The organism is Brevibacterium sp. AGC70 (assembly GCF_057334195.1).
In genome coordinates this window covers 140,552-157,537 of record NZ_JBHFIH010000017.1, presented here as the reverse complement: position 1 = coordinate 157,537, position 16,986 = coordinate 140,552, and the positions used below count along the sequence as shown (strand labels likewise).

General features: G+C 61.4%; 10 protein-coding genes. 1 reads left to right on the top strand and 9 read right to left on the bottom strand.

Going from position 1 to position 16,986, the window contains the following annotated elements; genetic code table 11:
- Positions 1–224: 224 nt before the first annotated feature.
- Positions 225–1,466, top strand: coding sequence for a lipopolysaccharide biosynthesis protein (locus tag ACE03M_RS15020; RefSeq protein ID WP_485934823.1), 1,242 nt, complete (start codon positions 225–227; stop codon positions 1,464–1,466).
- 87 nt (positions 1,467–1,553) lie between these two features.
- Here ACE03M_RS15020 and ACE03M_RS15015 read toward each other — a convergent pair whose 3' ends face one another.
- The 9 genes from ACE03M_RS15015 to ACE03M_RS14975 form a co-directional block, all read right to left on the bottom strand.
- On the bottom strand, positions 1,554–2,207 hold the full coding sequence (locus ACE03M_RS15015; RefSeq protein ID WP_186292959.1) for an arsenate reductase/protein-tyrosine-phosphatase family protein: 654 nt from the start codon (positions 2,205–2,207) through the stop codon (positions 1,554–1,556).
- Positions 2,204–3,856, bottom strand: coding sequence for a tyrosine-protein kinase domain-containing protein (locus ACE03M_RS15010; RefSeq protein ID WP_485934822.1), 1,653 nt, complete (start codon positions 3,854–3,856; stop codon positions 2,204–2,206). The genes ACE03M_RS15015 and ACE03M_RS15010 overlap by 4 nt, the downstream gene beginning before the upstream one ends.
- 179 nt (positions 3,857–4,035) lie before the next feature.
- Positions 4,036–4,623 carry an arsenate reductase/protein-tyrosine-phosphatase family protein gene (locus ACE03M_RS15005; protein ID WP_485934820.1) on the bottom strand — a complete coding sequence of 196 codons (588 nt, stop codon included), beginning with the start codon at positions 4,621–4,623 and terminating at the stop codon, positions 4,036–4,038.
- A 32-nt stretch (positions 4,624–4,655) separates the two neighbouring features.
- Positions 4,656–5,825, bottom strand: a complete 1,170-nt coding sequence (locus ACE03M_RS15000) for a sugar transferase (RefSeq protein WP_485934818.1) — start codon at positions 5,823–5,825, stop codon at positions 4,656–4,658.
- Positions 5,826–6,039: 214 nt separating this feature from the next.
- The gene (locus ACE03M_RS14995) at positions 6,040–8,724 is read right to left on the bottom strand and encodes a LuxR C-terminal-related transcriptional regulator (protein WP_485934816.1); all 2,685 of its coding nucleotides are present in this window, start codon (positions 8,722–8,724) and stop codon (positions 6,040–6,042) included.
- Between the two features lie 251 nt (positions 8,725–8,975).
- Positions 8,976–10,220 carry a type III PLP-dependent enzyme domain-containing protein gene (locus ACE03M_RS14990; RefSeq protein WP_485934814.1) on the bottom strand — a complete coding sequence of 415 codons (1,245 nt, stop codon included), beginning with the start codon at positions 10,218–10,220 and terminating at the stop codon, positions 8,976–8,978.
- A 71-nt stretch (positions 10,221–10,291) separates the two neighbouring features.
- The gene (locus tag ACE03M_RS14985; protein WP_485934812.1) at positions 10,292–11,374 is read right to left on the bottom strand and encodes an ATP-grasp domain-containing protein; all 1,083 of its coding nucleotides are present in this window, start codon (positions 11,372–11,374) and stop codon (positions 10,292–10,294) included.
- Between the two features lie 286 nt (positions 11,375–11,660).
- A complete protein-coding gene (locus ACE03M_RS14980; RefSeq protein ID WP_485934810.1) occupies positions 11,661–14,273 on the bottom strand; it encodes a LuxR C-terminal-related transcriptional regulator in 2,613 nt (870 codons plus the stop codon).
- Between the two features lie 41 nt (positions 14,274–14,314).
- Positions 14,315–16,897 carry a LuxR C-terminal-related transcriptional regulator gene (locus tag ACE03M_RS14975; RefSeq protein ID WP_485934808.1) on the bottom strand — a complete coding sequence of 861 codons (2,583 nt, stop codon included), beginning with the start codon at positions 16,895–16,897 and terminating at the stop codon, positions 14,315–14,317.
- Between the last annotated feature and the right edge of the window lie 89 nt (positions 16,898–16,986).

Here is a 16,986-nt window from a genome sequence, read left to right as displayed (position 1 = left end):
GGACTCGTACTCGCTCTCCCAGCCTAGAGAGACTTGCTTCGGGAAGGACCCCTTCCCGCCCCTGACTACGGTTCACCGCGATGGATGCACGGACTACCGCACATGTCAGTGGCGCATCCGCAATCCGGCAGCGAAGCCGGCCACGGACCCGCCGGTGGGGACGATACTGGAGTCTGGCCCTCATCATCCTGAGGTCGCGCCCACAGTCGAGGAGGAAACCTCCGGTGCACAGCTCCCGATCCTCTTTTGCGTTGGTCACTTCGGGCAATGTCGCGATTGCCGGCGCCCAGTGGTATCTGGTGTGGCTGTTCGCTCAGCAGAGCGGACCGATCGCCGTCGGCCACTACTCCACGCTGATCGCAATGATGACACCGGTATTCATCGCCACGCAGCTTGGTCTGCGCAACCTCTTCGTCACTCTGCAGCAGACTGTGCGCTGGCGCATCTATCTCGGGTGCCGCCTGTCCACCGTCGGCCTCTCCGTACTCATCATCACCGGGCTGGTCATCTACGGGCCTGCTCAGTTCCACTCTGCTCTCGCCTTTCCGCTGCTGATGATCAAGGTCAGCGATTCGATCGGTGATCTGTTCTATGCCCGACTGCAGAAGACCGAGCGACTCTTCACCTTCGGGCTCATCCTCCTCGGCGTGGCCACAGTCAGCGCAATCACAGTCACTGCAGTGATCCTCACGACCGGTTCAGTCGTCACCGCACTCTGGTCGGCAGCCGTGGTGTCTGCCGCGGGCACGGTGGTCACCATCTGGGTGGCCTCGGCAAAACCACCCGAAACGCCTGAAACGATAGATTCACGGACCTCGGTACGCGAGGAGATCCGTGCACTCATTTCGGCAGGGGTTCCGATGTCCCTGATGCAGGGGGTCTATTCGCTGCTGTCGTATGTGCCGCTTGCCGTGGTCGCCTGGTTCGGATCACCCAGCGATGTCGGACGCTACGCTTCGGCCGCCTACCTCGTCGTCTTCGCCAATCTGGTGGGCGCGTCGATCGAGACGGTCGTCCTACCTGCCTTTCGCACCATCCACGACGCCGACGGATCTATTGTGCTGCGACGCAGAGTGAAGCGCCTGTGCACGATCGCTCTGACCAGCCTTGTCCCCTTTGTCGTGCTCGCACTGTTCATCGGACCGTGGCTGCTGTCGACCATCTACGGCGCCGACTTCGTCCTCTCCCGCGAAGCCGTGCTCTTCCTCGCCCTGGCGGCGCTCTGCACATTGCCGACCTATCTGGCATCGGCGAATCTGCTTGTCCTCAACCGCTATTGGGCGACCTTCTTCGTCGGCGCAGCTGCGATCGGCACTGTCCTCGCAAGCGGTGGGATCGCCGGCATGGCCGGAATGTCGGCCGTGGAAGCAGGTTGCCTCGCGGTGTTCGTCGGCTCGCTGACACGGCTGCTGGGCGAGTTCTACTGTTCCCGGCCCCGACATGAGTCATCGTCGGTTTCTCTGTGATTGAGTCCAGATAACATGGTTGAGTCTCAGACGGTGTGATCGAGGCCAAGACCGTCGGTGCCGAAGACTCGGAGAACGGGCACCGCTTCAGGCTTCGCCGAGGCTGCTGTTCCGGTACTCCCAGTCGACCATCTCGTACACGCCCGGGAGCATCTGGTCGGTCATCACCGGGCTGAGCAGGTCCCAATCATCGTGCGGATCGACCACATCGTCGAAGTCCGGTCCACCGGGAGCCGGCATGCGGGAACGCTGTGCCAGAGCGACCAGGTTCTCCCAGCGCTGCCGAGTCGTCAGATCTTCGCTCGGCGAGAGGGAACGAATGATGCGGGCGAACTCCCGCAGGGTGAAGGTTCGTCTGAGCGCGCGTGGCTCGAGAGTCACCACTTGGCTCCGGTGCCACCGTTCCATGCCGATCACCAGATCCGCGTCCGTGACATGAGCAGGCTGCAGCCGTTTGGCGCGAAACTCGCTGAGGTCGAATCCCCAATCTGCCGCCAGGGACTGCACATCGTCGGTCACTCCGACCCCGGCCACTCCCTCGGTGCCCGCGCTGTCGAGGGCGAACCGACCGGGGGCGACTTCGTCGAGCCCCTGTTGGAGCAGTCCAGCGGCCAGCGGCGAACGAAAGAGATTTCCGGTGCAGACGACGAGGATTCTGAAACGGTCGCAATGGCCAGCCTCGGCGGACCGGACGGTCGGGACTGTCAGTGGGTCGGTCGCTGGCTCACTCCTGATCGTCACTGCTCCGCAGTCCGCTCTCCGGCCCCGGTTGTCTTGGTGGCATCGGCTGTTCCTGCAGCCGCCTGATCCAATTCGCCAGTCGGTCGATCGGAGCGAGCGGTGAGGCGTCCTAAGCCCCCTGTGCGCAGTGCTCTTCGCCGAGTCCGGCTTCCGGGCCAGACTCGAGGTGTGCGCGTGGACTGGTCGGCGCTGAGCTCTCCCGGCAGCCATCCGATCGGCTCCATGCCTTTGGCGAAGGCTGGCTCTGCTCCACTGCTCGTTCTGCCGTGACCGGAAGTGGGTGGCAGGCCGGCAGACGACTGGCGCGCCGAATAGGTCTTCGTATATCCGGTCAGATCGGCATGTCCCAGCGGGACCTTGTTGACGACGAGGCTGAGCGGAGTTTTGACCACGGACAGATCGTTCAGCGCTTCCTCCAGCTCGTTGCGCGATGTCTCATTCACCGCGATGACGTGGATGATTCGACCAGCGATCTTGGCCAAAAGAAGCCCGTCTGCAACAGGCAGCACAGGCGGGCAGTCGAGGATGACAGTGTCGAAATCATTGCGCAGGACCGTCATCAGTTTGGACATCGACCTCGAGTCAATGAGTTCCACCGGATTGGACACCCTGTCCCCGGCAGTCAGCACGTACAGCTCGTCCTGTCCCCACGGCTGCAGCAGATCGTGAACATCTGCGGTTCCCAGCAGTGCGGTAGTCAGCCCTGCCGAGTTCTCAAGACCGAGCCTGTCGGCAACGGCGGGCTGGCGCAGGTCGACATCGACAAGAACCACTCTCTGCCCGGACTGTGCCAGCGAGATCGCCAGATTCACGCTGATTGATGTCTTCCCTTCGGAGGGCACCGATGAAGTGACCTCGATGACGTTGTTCGAGTCTTCGACTCGAGCGAATCGCAAGTTGGCTCGCAGGCGACGAATCGCCTCGGCATAGGGGGAGTCCTGATGGATCGCTGTCGGCTCCGGATGCGCTGAGGACTCGTTGCGCACTGGCACCGAGGCAAGGATCGGCGCGGCGGTCACCTCGCGAACGCCTGTAATATCGCGGATCTTGGAGTCCACTGCGGAGCGGAACAGCGCAATTGCGATGCCGAGTGCTGCCCCCAGGAAGATTCCGATTGCTGCGCAGAGCCACTGGGCCGGTCCGCTCCCCGTCGAGGGGACGCTCGCATCGTTGGCCACAGCCAACCGGATACCCGATTGTGCTTTGCCATGACGGGATTCGAGATCGGTGATCGTCGTGGTGAGGCTGTCTGCCACCGCCTCCGACACTCGAGCGGCTCCTCCCGGTGTCGTGGCTGTCGCGCTGACTGTGAGCAGCACGGTTCCGTGGTCGGATGAGGCCGACACGTACTCAGCCAACTTCTCGGGACTGATCTTCAGATCCAGATCACGGATCACAGGCTCAAGCACAAGCCGGGAGTCGGCGAGATCAACATAGGTTCGCAGCCGTTCCTGGACGAATGCAGACGCGATCTGCTTCTGGTCTGGGTTCGAGGCTTCGACCGTGGTCACAAACAGTTCGGCCTGCGACGTGTACTCATCGGGGAGTAGGAGGTAGACACCGACACCGCCAAGACCGCCTGCTGCGATCATCACGATCAGCAGGACGATGTTCTTCCGCACAATCCGCAGAAAATCGATGATGCTCATCTCGGGTCCAATCCGGTCTGAAGGGAAACAGCTGCGGTGATGTTAGGCCTCAAACTGTACTGTCGGCGACGGCGGAAAGGTCGGTCTCGTCGCCGAACTTGCGGCGTCCCGCAACGACCCTGCGGAGGCGGTCGTCACCCACAGACTCGTCCCTGGGGATTGCGGCCAGAGCCGCGTTCTCATTGCCTGTTGTCGGAGCCACATCCCCGCACTTCCCATTCGCGAATCACATCGATCGCGGAGACGATCTGGGTGTTCATCCGCTCGTATGCCCGTGCCGGGCGATTGTGCGGATCGATGACATCATCATCGTCTGCGTCCCCTGGTGGAGGAGTTCGATATCGGGGCGCAAGAGCGACGAGGGACTGCCACCTCCCTGTCGGCGTTGCCAGCTGCTCGGGACGCACAGTGGGAAGGATGCGTGCGAACTCGCGCAGGGTGTACGTGGTCCGCAGTGCCCGCGGACTCACCTTCACGACCTGGCGTCTGAGCGCTCTGTCCATCACCAGAATGAGATCGGCTTCAGAAATCATCGCCTCGTCAAGCTGGCTGACGACGAATCCATGCAGACGAATTCCCCGGCGCGATGCCAATCTCAAGACCTCCACCACAGCTGGACGCCCAGACGTGACCTGGGTTCCCGCACTGCGCACAGTGAACTCACCGGGCGCCTCGACGTCGAGCTCGTACTGCAGCATCCGTTCTGCCAAAGGGGAACGGCAGATATTGCTCAGACCCACGACGAGTATCCGAAATCTTGTGGGCATCACTGCCCAGTCTCCGTTCACAGCTGTGTTCGTCATTGGCGTGCGTCCGCCTTCGGCAGCCTCTGCATTGCCGATTCGCCTCGACCCGCTTCGTGACGCGCCCGACCAAACAGAATGAGTCGGCTCCGCCCGGCGCCGGTGTCGGCATACGCGTTGTTGTCGGCGTACGCGCTATTGTCGGCATGCGAGTCGGTGTCGGCATCGAGATCGGCCGACTCGTCCGGCCACAGCCTGCAGACGGCAAGAATCCGGTCTGCTGAAGCAAGGTGTCCGAATTTCAGCTGTTCTTCCGGGTCAGCGATCTCTTTGAATCCGGCTTCGGTCAGCACCGAACGGTCCACGCCGTCGGCGCGCACCGCGCAGACGGCGAAATCGGCCTCGGTCGCCCGCGCACGGTTCGTCAGCAGTCTGACGACCTCTCGTCGAATCTCGATGTCCGGATCCGCTTTGGTGCAGTCATCGAATCGGATCAGGAGGGCTTGCGCGCTGATGACCGAAATTTCGCAGCATCCGATCTCGTGGCCGTCGGAGCCGCTCACTGACCATGTCGTGATGGTCTCTGTCCGACTTCGCTGATCAAACACCACCAGGTCGGATTTCAATGTGCCGCCGAAGTTCTCCGCTGTCACCTCGCCGTCCTGACTGATGCCATCCGCACAGAGCACGATACTGATTGTGCGCATGAGTATGCGCAGATCGAGGCCGAAACTCACCGTATCCACGTATTCGACGTCAAGATCGAATCTGTCGTCCCAGCGCACACGATTGCGTCCGCTGATCTGCGCCATTCCGCTCAGCCCTCCACGTACTTGGTGCCGACGACACTGTTGGTCCGAGTAGTGGGGCAGATAGCGGGTGGGCAATGGCCGTGGGCCGATCAGGCTCATGTCTCCGCGCAGCACGTTCCACAGACTCGGCAACTCATCCAAGCTGCTCGACCGCAGCAATCGACCGAAGCGTGTCATCCTCTGACCATCGGAAACGAGTCCCCGCTCCGGATCAGGGTTGAGCATACTGCGGAACTTCCACAGCTGGAAGACCCTTTCGCCTTTTGTCACTCTCTCCTGGTGGAAGAAGATCGGCGCACCGAGAAAGAAGAGAATCAGGACGCAGACGACGATGAGAACCGGCGACAGCACGATCAGAGTGACCAGAGCGCCGAGAAAATCAAACACCCTCTTGACGAAGTGATATCCGTTCATCTTGCTGCTCCCCGGGCCAGTAGGACGGTTCCGACCGGAGCTGGACCGGGACCCTGGCGGAATGGCTCAAAGCTGAAGCTCGTTTCGGTTGTCAACATGGCAACGCACTCCTCACTGTCTTCTGGTTCTCAGGCTAGGCATGCACGACGGTGCCGCCGCTCCTATTGCTGCAGTCTTGCGGGACACCGTTGAGTTCCTGCGGTCGTCTTCGCGCTCAGGCCACGGGGAGGCCGGCACCATTCGCCAGCCGGGCGATGAGTCCGGTCCGCGACGTGACTTCCAACTTGCGGTACACAGAGGTCAGCCGAAGTTCCACAGTGCGCAGCGAGACGAATATCCGCAGGGCGATCTCCCGATTCTTCAGTCCTTCCCACACCAGCTCGACGACTGCCCGTTCATCAGCGCTCAGACGTTCCAGCAGACTGTTTCGCGCCGGCTCCTCACGAGCCGCTGTACATTCGGGTCGGGCGACGGTGGCCAGGTGGTCCGAACCGACTTCGCGAAAGATCCCCACCGCTAGGCTGGCTCGCTCTGCGGCGCCTGCATGAGCACCAGAATCGGCAAGCCGTTTCGCCATCACCAGGAGTGTCACTCCCTTGTCGAATTGGGAGTCCCCAGGACGCCATGAGCCGAGCAGCCTGCCCATGGCTTCGATCCCCACGTCTTCTGGAAGCAGGAGAATACGAGACCGTTCAAGCGCCAGTTCCGCCCAGCGCGAGGGTGCCCTCTCGACTCTGCCGTGGAAGACACGAACCAGCATTCCCGCATGCTCTCGACGCCCTGTCGCGATCAGCGCTTCGATGAGATCAGGTTCATAGCGAATGACATTGGGGTTGAGCTCGCTCAGAGCCAGCTCTTCGCAGCGATGCAGATGGCGTACTGCTTCGGCGGCAAGTCCCATGCGCAGCAGGTAGTTGCCCTGCATCGCATTGAGCTCAGCCAGCAGACTGAGGTTCTGGGAGGCCATGGCATGCGCCGTCAGCGCAGCTTCCACCGGCTCCGCATCACTGGCACGTCCTTGCGCGAGAAGACTCCAACACCGTAGCAGCAGCTGACGATCCCGCCGGATCATTCCACAGGTGGTCGCCTGAGACGCACACCTGTCGATGAGCGCGATGGCCAGTCCGATTTCGCCTCGGCGAATCGCGATCTCGGCACGCACACACTTCGACTGTGTGTCCCAGATGGTCTCCCGTGCCCCGCGCGCGTCCAGACAGTCCAACGTTGCGAGAGCCGAGCCGTAGTTCTCAGCCGCCATCAGACCCATGGACAGCAGAAGCAGACAGACCGGGTCCGAGACTTCGGTAGAGTCGAGGCCTTGGAATTCCTCCACGGCACGGGCGTCGTGGCCTCGTCCACATTCGAGCAGAACGTCCAATGAACGGTGTAGGTGCAGCGATCGATCGTCGAAGTGAGCGCTCAGGCTGCTTGCGTTGTCCAACAGCTCCTGCGCCTCTGCCGTCTCTCTCCTCAGCGCATGGCACAAGGCGATGACCAACTGCAGGTGGGCCACCTCGGCGGGCGCCGCAGCGACTTCGCTGCGACTCCACTGGTTGCGCAGACGCAGCGGGACCGACTGGTGAACAAGGAATTCGGCCCACACACGCAGCGTGCGAGCTCGAACGAGAACACTGACGTCTGTGCTTCGAGCGGCGTAGGTGAGGTAGCGCAGTGCGAAGTCGATCTGTCCTCGGTCGATCAGTCGCGCTGCGAGATCATTCAGCTGCGTGAACACCGGCCCGAGTTCCATGCTGAGAGCCAGAGCTCGTTCGGCGAACTCGATTCCGGCCCAGTCCAACCCCTCCGAAACCAGTGCGCAGGCATCGGAGAGTAGCTGACAGGGGGTCTCATCGGTGGCGTCGATGAACGACCGATGCCAATGGCGAAGTTCGGGATAGCCCTCCTCGCACCTCTGCGCGAGCAGCGAGTGCCCTGCCACACGCTCATCGACGCTCAACGTCCGATGTCTGCAGGCACGAGCCAGCTCCTCAGAGAAGCGGCAGTACACACCGTCTTTCTCGACGGTGCCCCGGAATTCGAGTTCCGAGAACCATTCCTGCGCTTCCCTCGACGCTCCGAGAACTGCGGGCCGCGGAGACAGCGGCGCCAAGGATATGAGGTCGAGCAGCGCATCGGCCTCTTCGCCGAGTCTGTTCTTCGCACCCGAGATCATCACGTCAGCATTCGGCTCCATGTGCAATGGCATGTCCAGTGCCTGCGATCCCTCCAACTGGTTCGAAGGAAGCCGTTCGAGGAGCTGAAGCAGAGCCGACGGCCGACCCGAGGCGGTCCGCACCGCCACAGCGGCGACTGCGGCGGTGACGCGTCCAGATGTCAGCTCTTCCGCCAGCTCGCGCATTCGGATCTCGTCCAGATGTCGCAGCTCCACGCTGGGGACTCCGGCCAGCGGGCTGGTGGGAGACAGCGCACCGGTTGTGACTGCGATCTTCAGCCTGTGACCTGCCATACGTCGCAGCATGTGACTGAGGACAAGCTGTGAGGGCCGATCCATCTCATCGGCTGCCGGCACGATGACCAGAACGCCCTGTCCCGATTCCATGCTGCCGATCAGCCGGGTGACTTCGTCGGCAATCTCCCGAACCGATTCCGGGCTGTCGGAGTTCTCTGCCTTCAGCCGATTCTCCAGCTCCGTCGATTCGAAGTCCCCGAGCTTGAGGGTGCGCAACGAGGCGAGAACGATCTCCAAGCCCGCATAGGTCCGAGAGAACTCCGTCTGGCCGTTGGGAACTCGGATGATCGGGACGGTCGAATCAGCTTCCAACGCCATGAGCATCTCGTCACCGCCCAGGCCAGGTGGGCTGATGATCGCGGCCGCGCTGTGACGATCGAGCAGGTTGCGCAGCTGATCAAGCTCGCGACGGCGAATCAGCGTATGCATGATGTGTTCCACCCAGTGCCTGAATCATCGTCGTCTCTCGTCTGCGCGCGCAGCGGCATGTTGTTGTCCATGCCCTCATGATTCCGTCGCGAAGAGCTCACAGACAGGTGGTCATGCCCGGACATTTTCCGGTCAGTACTCAGTCACGATGGAGACAGCACTGGTTCCGCTACTCAGGTGAATTGAACGGCGGTGATCACAGTCTCAGGCAGTCTCGGCAACGGCTGAGGGTGCGATTGCACCGCCGTGACCTATTCGAGTTGAGCGGCCGTGGGCGGCAGCTGCCCGCCTGTCCATATATTGCCCTGAAGGTAGTCCTCGACGTCCCCTGCACGTCGCACCAACGTCAGCAGATTCTCGTGGAGAGCATAGACTGCCGGCGGAAATTCGATGAACGAGGAACCGAATGACATGGTGTACGCACCAACGCATCTGAAGACGATCCGGTCGCCCTCGACGAGTTTGGGAGAGTCCTTCAACACCATCAGACGATCATCCTCCATGCAGCTGAACCCAACGATCACCTGCTCGGGATGGCTCGTCCCCAGTGCGGCCTCGGTGTCGATGTCGTAGACGGGCTTCTTACGGAAGAGAGGATCGATATCGGTCCTGCTGGTATCGGTGATGACGAAGCGCTGTCGTCCGATGTCTTTGGTATCAAGCACTTGCGCATGGAATTCCACCGAGCTGGCGATCACCGAGCCCCCCGGCTCGACGACCAACCGCGTGCGGTTGAGGTCGACGATCGCTTCGAGTTCCGTATGGATGCAGGAGATGTAGTCATCGAACCGTGTAGCGTCGTTGGGACTTCCGAAGAAGCCTCCGCCGATATCGATCCAGTCCAGATCGAGATTGAGCTTCGAGATGATCTCGGCGACGACTCCGGCGGCCGCCCGATACACCGCCAGGCTCTTAGTTCGGGAATTCCGATGCATGTGCAGGCCGACGACATTCGCGCCCGCAGCGGCCAATTCCGAGATCGCCGCCTCGAGATCGCCATTGTCGAAGTCGAAACCGAAGCGACTTGTCTCTCCGTCAACTGTGCTTTCGCCCGGACATCGTCCTTCGAGGTCCCAATTGACCCTGAGACCGACTCGCACATCGAGACTGGGGTCTTCTTCAGCCAGCTCCGCCGCCCATCTCACCTCCCGCTTGGAGTCGAGGTTGGTGAGTGAACCGTTGCGCAGGGCAGCCCGGAGGACTGCACGGCTCTTGACAGGACCGTTGTACACGATCTGGCCCGGCTCATAGCCGATTGCGCGCACAAGTCTGTATTCAGAGTCCGAGACGACTTCCGCCCAGACCCCGCGCCGCTTCATATAGGTCAACAGCCAAGGCAGCGGGTTCGTCTTCACCGAATACGACATGACGGAATGTGGCCAATATTTCGCCAATGCGTTCTGAAATCGACTGACCAGAATGTTCAGCGTTGATTCATCGATGACGAAGGCCGGTGTCGGCGGCCCTGTGATCCGTGGATGCTCTGTGGAGGTCATAGCTGCCTTTCCTGTGCGAGTTCGGACGCTGCCGTTGATGTCACTGCAGCACCACCGCGCTCGCTCACCGTCTATGTGTGTTCGACCGAGGTGGATGTGTCGCTGCCCTCGCAGGACCCGTGAGCCGTCACACGAGTCTCCTGATACTTGGCAGAGATGACGCCCGGCTCGTATCGATTCCATCCCTCACTGACCGGGTTTCCGAAGATCTGGCTCACGTAGTAGAGCGGAACGTCGGCACCTGCCAGATGGACGAACGGATATCCGCCGCCGAACCGAGGATTGATATCGATCACCGAAGCCCGGCCCTGATCGTCAAGGAACAAGTCGACATCGATGAGGCCGGACAGTTCGGCAGCACGAGCGATCTTTGCCGAAGCTTCCCGGAACGGCCCGGGGTCAACCGTGACAGCCTTGTCAGTCTCGCCGGCGCGCATCCGCAGCTTGCGCCGCGCGAACACCCCTGTGAGTGGGCCCGGGTCCAGCAGGCTGGAGACGATGTCAACACCGTATTCGCTGCCCTGCATCCTCGGTTGGACGACGACGTCCTCCCGAGGGTCCGTACTATCAGCACGCGGTGGAACACTCTTCGCAGAGTTCACCACAGCCTCGTCGACATCATCTCCGGTCACCACCGCCAATCCGGAAGAACGACTGCCGAATCGGTGCTTCACCACGAATTCGCTGTTCTCCCCCGCGTCTGCGAGAAGGCTGGCCAGATCGCTCCCCTTCACCGTCTTCGGCGTCGGAACGTCAATGTCCTCGAGCATCTGTGCCATCCGGAGCTTGTCGGCGCAGCCGACCTGCCATGCGGCAGACACTCCGGGAACGAAAACGCCACGATCACGCAGTTCATCCGCTATTCCCGAGTTCACATGGAGTTGCATCAGCTCGAAGTCGTTCGCTGTCAGGAAGAGCTTCGGCTCGACCTCGTCAACCAGGCGCAAGACCTCCTCCCCATAGGCCGGGTCAGTGTATCTCGGCAGCAATCGGGTCTCGTCACCATAGGACGCAGCAGCGCTCGAGGCGTCATTCTCAGCGACGATGATTCGCCCGCTGAGTCCGAGTGTGTCGAACGCGGCGCGAAACCAATCAATGAGATAGAGACGTCGACCTGCTGAGCCGATCACAATCGTCACAGGTGCATCTGTCAATTCGCCCTCCTGAAATCGCCGTGCCGATCAATCGGAATTGCCGGACATTTACCCCGCACCGAAATGCATTGCTGTCACAATGACACGAACATTCACTCAGAATGACGCATTGAGTTCGATTTCAGCGGTCAATGCAGATCACCCCGATACCACTTCATAGTAGTTTCACTACACCTACCGCATGAATGGAATTCGATATTTTTGCGGTTTCCCGAAAACAGTCTGCGCAGTGCGTCAGTCGACCATGTTTCGACCGCATCGACCTGAGCTCATGGACGGTGTGAGGCTAGGAGTTCTCGGACTCCTGCCTTGCGGCTGCCACAGCCTCGATGTTCAGTCGTGCCAAAGCCTCGGCGACCTGATGACGCCGGGTGACACCGAGCTTTCGATACAGGCGGTAGGCATGTCCTTCCACCGTCCTCACCGCGGCTCCGAGCAGATCCGCTATCTCAGCGTTCGACATTCCCTTGACGAGGAAGCCGCAGATCTCTCGCTCCCGTTCCGTCAACTCCACGGACAGGTCGTAGGATCCTCGCGATAACGGCACGCTGCCGCGGTGGTGAAGGCGGTCCTTGGCCAGCTGCATGCATCTTGCAGCGACGTCAGGGGCAGAGGATCTTTGGGCATCGGCGATCCTCAGCAGCGCCGCGGCGTCCTTCGTCCGCAGCGCCTCTCCCACCGCCCCGAGGATACGGAATGCTGGCCCCTCACCCAGTCCGGAGACATGGCGCATCTCCTCAACATCGACTTCCCCGAAGTGGCGGAACAGCAGAAAGCGGATCTGTGCGGACAGTCCGTATGCCTGGTCCCTTTCCGCATCGTCGAGCAGCTGCCGCAGCTGCCTTTCGGATTCTCTATCAGATGTCCGCAGCCACCTGGAGATCAGGGTGTACACCAGCGCCCGCCTGGACTCGAGGTGCAGACCAGAGCGCGCCAACCGGGCGAACCGAGCATCGAAATCCTCTGCCAAGTCCGTCTCGCCGCTGAGTGTGGCAACGTACTGTGCCACACCCAGAGCCGCAGCCAGCAATGAGAACTGCTCCCAGTGCTCCAGGGCCTCGACACCAGCCCGAGCCGATCGCAATGCCGCGCTCAGGTTGCCTTCGAGCAGCGAAAGCTCTGCCGCCATCATGTCGCTGGTCCCGCTCTGAGATGCAATATGGGCGATATCGCTCGACTGCGGCATCTGCAGTGATCGCCGTGCGGCATTCAGATCGCCGTGCTCCATCAGCACCCGAGCGCCGAGCATTCTGAGCACTACGGTTCCCATCCCCAAGCTGGGGAGTTCACGTTTCACCAGGGTGAGCATTTCGTCCGCCTGCTCAATCCGCCCACGTTCCAGCTCGAGTGATACGCAGACGAGTGACGCCCCCAATCGGTACGCATGCGGCAGAGAGACGTCGAGCGCCTGCCGGTGCAGCAGATCCCTGTTCTGCTGACCATGGGTGCTCACAACTGATTTCACCGTCTGCAGCAAGGCTCTCGCGGTCGCGTCGTCAAGACCTTCAGCGGCGAACCCCCGCGTCGTCTTCTGATCCTGCCTCTTACCGTTCAGACGGCAGGTCTCATCCGTGGAGCCGTTTCGCTCCTGTGCAGCGATCCTGTCGAGAGCCGCCGTGAAGTCGGCGGCCTCAAGTGCCACCGACCTGTGGGTGACCTGGCGGTTGGCCCAGAGCACTGCCGCGGTGATGACGAGTTCCGGACAGCACGCCTTATGCAGACAATGGGCAAGCAGGTCCAGGCCCAGCGCCACCTGCCCGACGTTGCAATAGAGACTCGCCAGCTCGTAGAGTTCGTGAGCGCTCAGCCGATCAGTCGGAACATCGGACATGATTCGCAGAGCTCGATGCCAGTCACCTGTCTCTATCGCGATTGTCGCAGCATCGATGACCTGTCGTTCATCCACGTCAACCCCACATCCCAGTGCCCATTCCGTTCTGAGCATCTGGGACCTCCAACTGGGATGGTCCGGGTAGTCGCGGACTATGCCGTACCACCTCCGACTGCGGCCGATCGGGGCGCTGTATCGAATCGTCTCCGAAGAATGGTGCTCACGTGCAACGTAGACTCGCGCGGTGTCTCCGATGATGCGAAGCTCATCGCCGTCGACCAGGCGGTCGGCTGCTGGTCCGAGCCCGATTGAGAGCATAAGATCGATGTCGATCTCACCGGCCATGACGACAAGCTCGAGAGCTTCCTTCTCCGCCGTCGAATGCTGGTCGAGATCCATCCGGGCGAAATCACGTGCCCGTACATCGAAATCGATGTCGAGTCCATCAAGCACCAGCACACCATTCCGCGACAGCAGGCGATTCTTTCTCCGGCAGTATTCGAGGAGCTCCAGCAGCTTTCCGGGATTGCTTCCCGAGTGAAAATCGACGATGTCGAGGACGCCCTGTGCGGCGATCCCGCCGAAACTGTCTTCGACTGCGTTACGCAGGTCATCTTGAGTGAGCGGCTCCAACACCAACTGTGTAAGCACCTGTTCGTCTACCAAGTCCGCGAACGGCCAGAACCCATCGACCACGGAGTGGCGAGTCATCGCCACGAGTCTGATCGTGCCGTCGGTCGCCAGCTGCGTGAGCATGCGGAGGCTGTGCTCATCGAGATAGTGAGCGTCGTCGACGAATACAGCCGGCACCTGGGCGCTACCCGTCACCGCCGATATGACTCGCCCCTGCAGGCCACCTGGGTCGTCGAGGTCGACGATCATTCCGAAGACTCCGAATGGAATTTCACTGAGCACACGATCGGCGCGCAACCAGTGCTCCTGCCCACCTCGGCGCCGATGCACCTCCTTCGCCAAACGTGTCTTCCCCATGCCGATATCGCCTTCGATGAGGATGCCGACCATGGACGAATCAGTCAGCGATTCCTCAATGATTCGAAGCTCGTCCACGCGACCGAAGAGCGGCGGGCGACTGAACGACCGCTGACAGGTCACGCCAGACTCCGTGCGATCTGCTTGAGTTCTTGACGGTCGCTGACGTGCAGACGTCGATAGAGTCGGCCGAGGTGCCATTCCACTGTACGCACGGAAAGATGCAGCCGAGCTCCGAGCTCCGAGTTGCTGGCGCCCTCCGCCACACCGTTCACCAGTTGCTTCTCCATCGCCGTGAGCATCTCCGACAGATTCGCACCGCCAGCATCGAAGGTGATCGCGCGCAGACTCGAGTCCAACAGTATCCGAGCATGTTTGACAGCGGCAGAATCGTGGTTCCGCACAGCTCTGTCGCGTGCCGACCGTGCCAGATCAGCGCCCATCACGACAGCACCGAAGCTCAGCGCTTCATCTGCGGCTTTGATCTCTGCATCGTCATCTTCTCCGAGGCAGGCCTTGGCGACTGCAGACGCCAAACGCCCAAGATCGCCGTCCACGTTCTCAGCCTCATCGATCAGATTCAGCTGCGCCGCTGGACTGCCGTGCCGGCTCGCCTCCATCCAGGCGTAGACAGCCAGAGTGTGTGCCCCACGCTTCGCAGCCTCCGCACCAAGCCGGTACATCTCGTCTGCGATCTCTGCAGTATTGGTCAGCGCCTCCGCCTCGAGCTCGAGCAGACCGGTAATGAAGTCACGGCACCAGTCGTAATCGGCTCTGGGAACTCCGCGCGTCGATTCCTTGGCACCAGCGACCGAACTGGCTTCGGTCGGTTCGACCCTGCGAAGGTGGGCCTGCCGATCGTCCGACACTGCTGTCGATGAGCGCCGAGTCGATGTTTCACGCATCCGCAGAAGCCCCTCGGCCAGGCGGAGGGCAGCCTGCATGAGATCGCGGTTGTCCTCACGCTCGGGCGCATTGGCCAAGGCCTTGGCCAGAGTCTGCTGCGCTCGTGTGATATGTCCGGTCCACAGATCGACAAGTGCTGTGACGGAGGCCGAGTCAGCCCGCATGGGAGCCAGTCGCCGCAAGGTCGTGCGAGCACAGTCCCAGTCTCCGGCCAAATAGCGACCCATAAAGATCTGCGGCACCGAGTCCTCCACCTCGAAGCTGGTGGTATCCGGCAGACTGAACATCATTTCGGCCTGAGCCAGGAACTCGAGCCCCCGCTCGATTCGGCCACACATAATTTCAACCTCGCCCAGAAGCGAGCATGCACGCAGTCGGTGCCGGGGCAGACAGTCGCGATCGCGGAAGACGCGCTCGGACAGTTTCCGGCCCCCCTCCAAACGCCCTCCGCGCACCTCGAACTGGGCCCGGGTGACATCCAAGCGGCCGGTGTCGACAGCGCTCTTCAGCCGATCGCGAACCGATTCGGTGCGCAGAGCATGCGGTTCACGCGGATCGGTCAATCTCAGCTCGAGGCACGCCAGCCGGGAGAGGTATCTGTCCGATCCCTGACTTGTTTGAGGGGAGGAGACCAGCCGATCGACGATCAGCTCTGCCTCTACGGTGTCCCCTCGACCGCGTTCTGCACGCGCCAGTTCGAGGTGAATCTCGGGGTCCTCAGATTTCGAGTCACGCAGCACGTCGATCGCGGCAGCGAAGTCTCCCCGTTCATTCGCCCACATGGCGGCACCGAGAACCTTGACCGAGTCCACCGGGACTCCCCAATCCTGCATCCATCTCACCTGCCCGAACAGCGAAGCTCCAACGAGGGGAGTCGTCTCCAGAACAGGTGTGATGTCCCTGAGCAGCTGCAGACCCTGCGAGGGTTGAACACTGTCACGCAGAATCTGAGCGACCGCAGGTTCGACCACAGTCGCCTCGGCGCGCCTGCCTTTGGTGATGTTGATGATTCCGCGTTCTTCCAGACTGTCGAGGAGGTCCGGCTCACACATGCTTCGCAGTGCTTCATAAGGCAGAGCCCCAGCCATGGCGATCATTTCGAGAATCCGCTTCTGAGCCGGCAGCACATTCCACAGTGCACGATGGTCGGCCCCACGGCGGGAAGCGACTTTAGCGGTTCTGCCGACGATGAGCTTTCTCAGCATCCGGGGGTTGCCCCGCGACTTCTCTCGGTAAGCGGCGATCCTCCTATCATCGAGCTCATACCCCAGTTCCCGAGCAACGGCGGCGATGGCCGGTCCGTCAAGGCCCTCAAGATCCGTGCGCGCAACCTTTCCAGCAGTCCAGAGGGCCGCCAACAGATCAACCGGAGGCCTGATCGTTTCCGCCGCTGCCACAAATTTGATCCGACCAGCGGCAGCCAATTGAGAGACGATCGAGAGGGAATGCTCATCTACCCGATCAGCATTGTCGATGATCACAACAGGAATGCGCTCTCGCTCGAATATCCGCCTGATGATCGACAACGCGGCGCCCGGCGCGATCTCGTGGGTCGACTCGCCTTCACACGAGAGCAGAACTTCGAAGATGCCGAGATTCCTGGACGCGATCAGGTTTGAGCCGCGGAAACGGAATACGGGCACTTCCGAGTCCACATTCGCAGCAACTGCATTGATGACAGTGGTCTTTCCCATGCCGGAGGCGCCGATGACCAGTGCACCATAGACATCGGGATTCGCCAGGTTTCTGGTGATCTCCGCGATCTCTGCCTGGCTGCCGCTGTTGACAGCACTCATGGATGGACGTGGGGCAGTATCCGATTTCACTTCGGTACGCTCGCTCGCTCGAGCATCGCTCCTCGAGCGCCCGACTGCGTCGAGGCGGG

Excerpts from the sequence above, each read along its gene's own strand:
- ACE03M_RS15010 (WP_485934822.1), bottom strand. The coding sequence starts at position 3,856 with ATGAGCATCATCGATTTTCTGCGGATTGTGCGGAAGAACATCGTCCTG.
- ACE03M_RS15005 (WP_485934820.1), bottom strand. The coding sequence starts at position 4,623 with ATGCCCACAAGATTTCGGATACTCGTCGTGGGTCTGAGCAATATCTGC.
- ACE03M_RS15000 (WP_485934818.1), bottom strand. The coding sequence starts at position 5,825 with ATGAACGGATATCACTTCGTCAAGAGGGTGTTTGATTTTCTCGGCGCT.
- ACE03M_RS14995 (WP_485934816.1), bottom strand. The coding sequence starts at position 8,724 with ATGCATACGCTGATTCGCCGTCGCGAGCTTGATCAGCTGCGCAACCTG.
- ACE03M_RS14990 (WP_485934814.1), bottom strand. The coding sequence starts at position 10,220 with ATGACCTCCACAGAGCATCCACGGATCACAGGGCCGCCGACACCGGCC.
- ACE03M_RS14975 (WP_485934808.1), bottom strand. The coding sequence starts at position 16,897 with ATGAGTGCTGTCAACAGCGGCAGCCAGGCAGAGATCGCGGAGATCACC.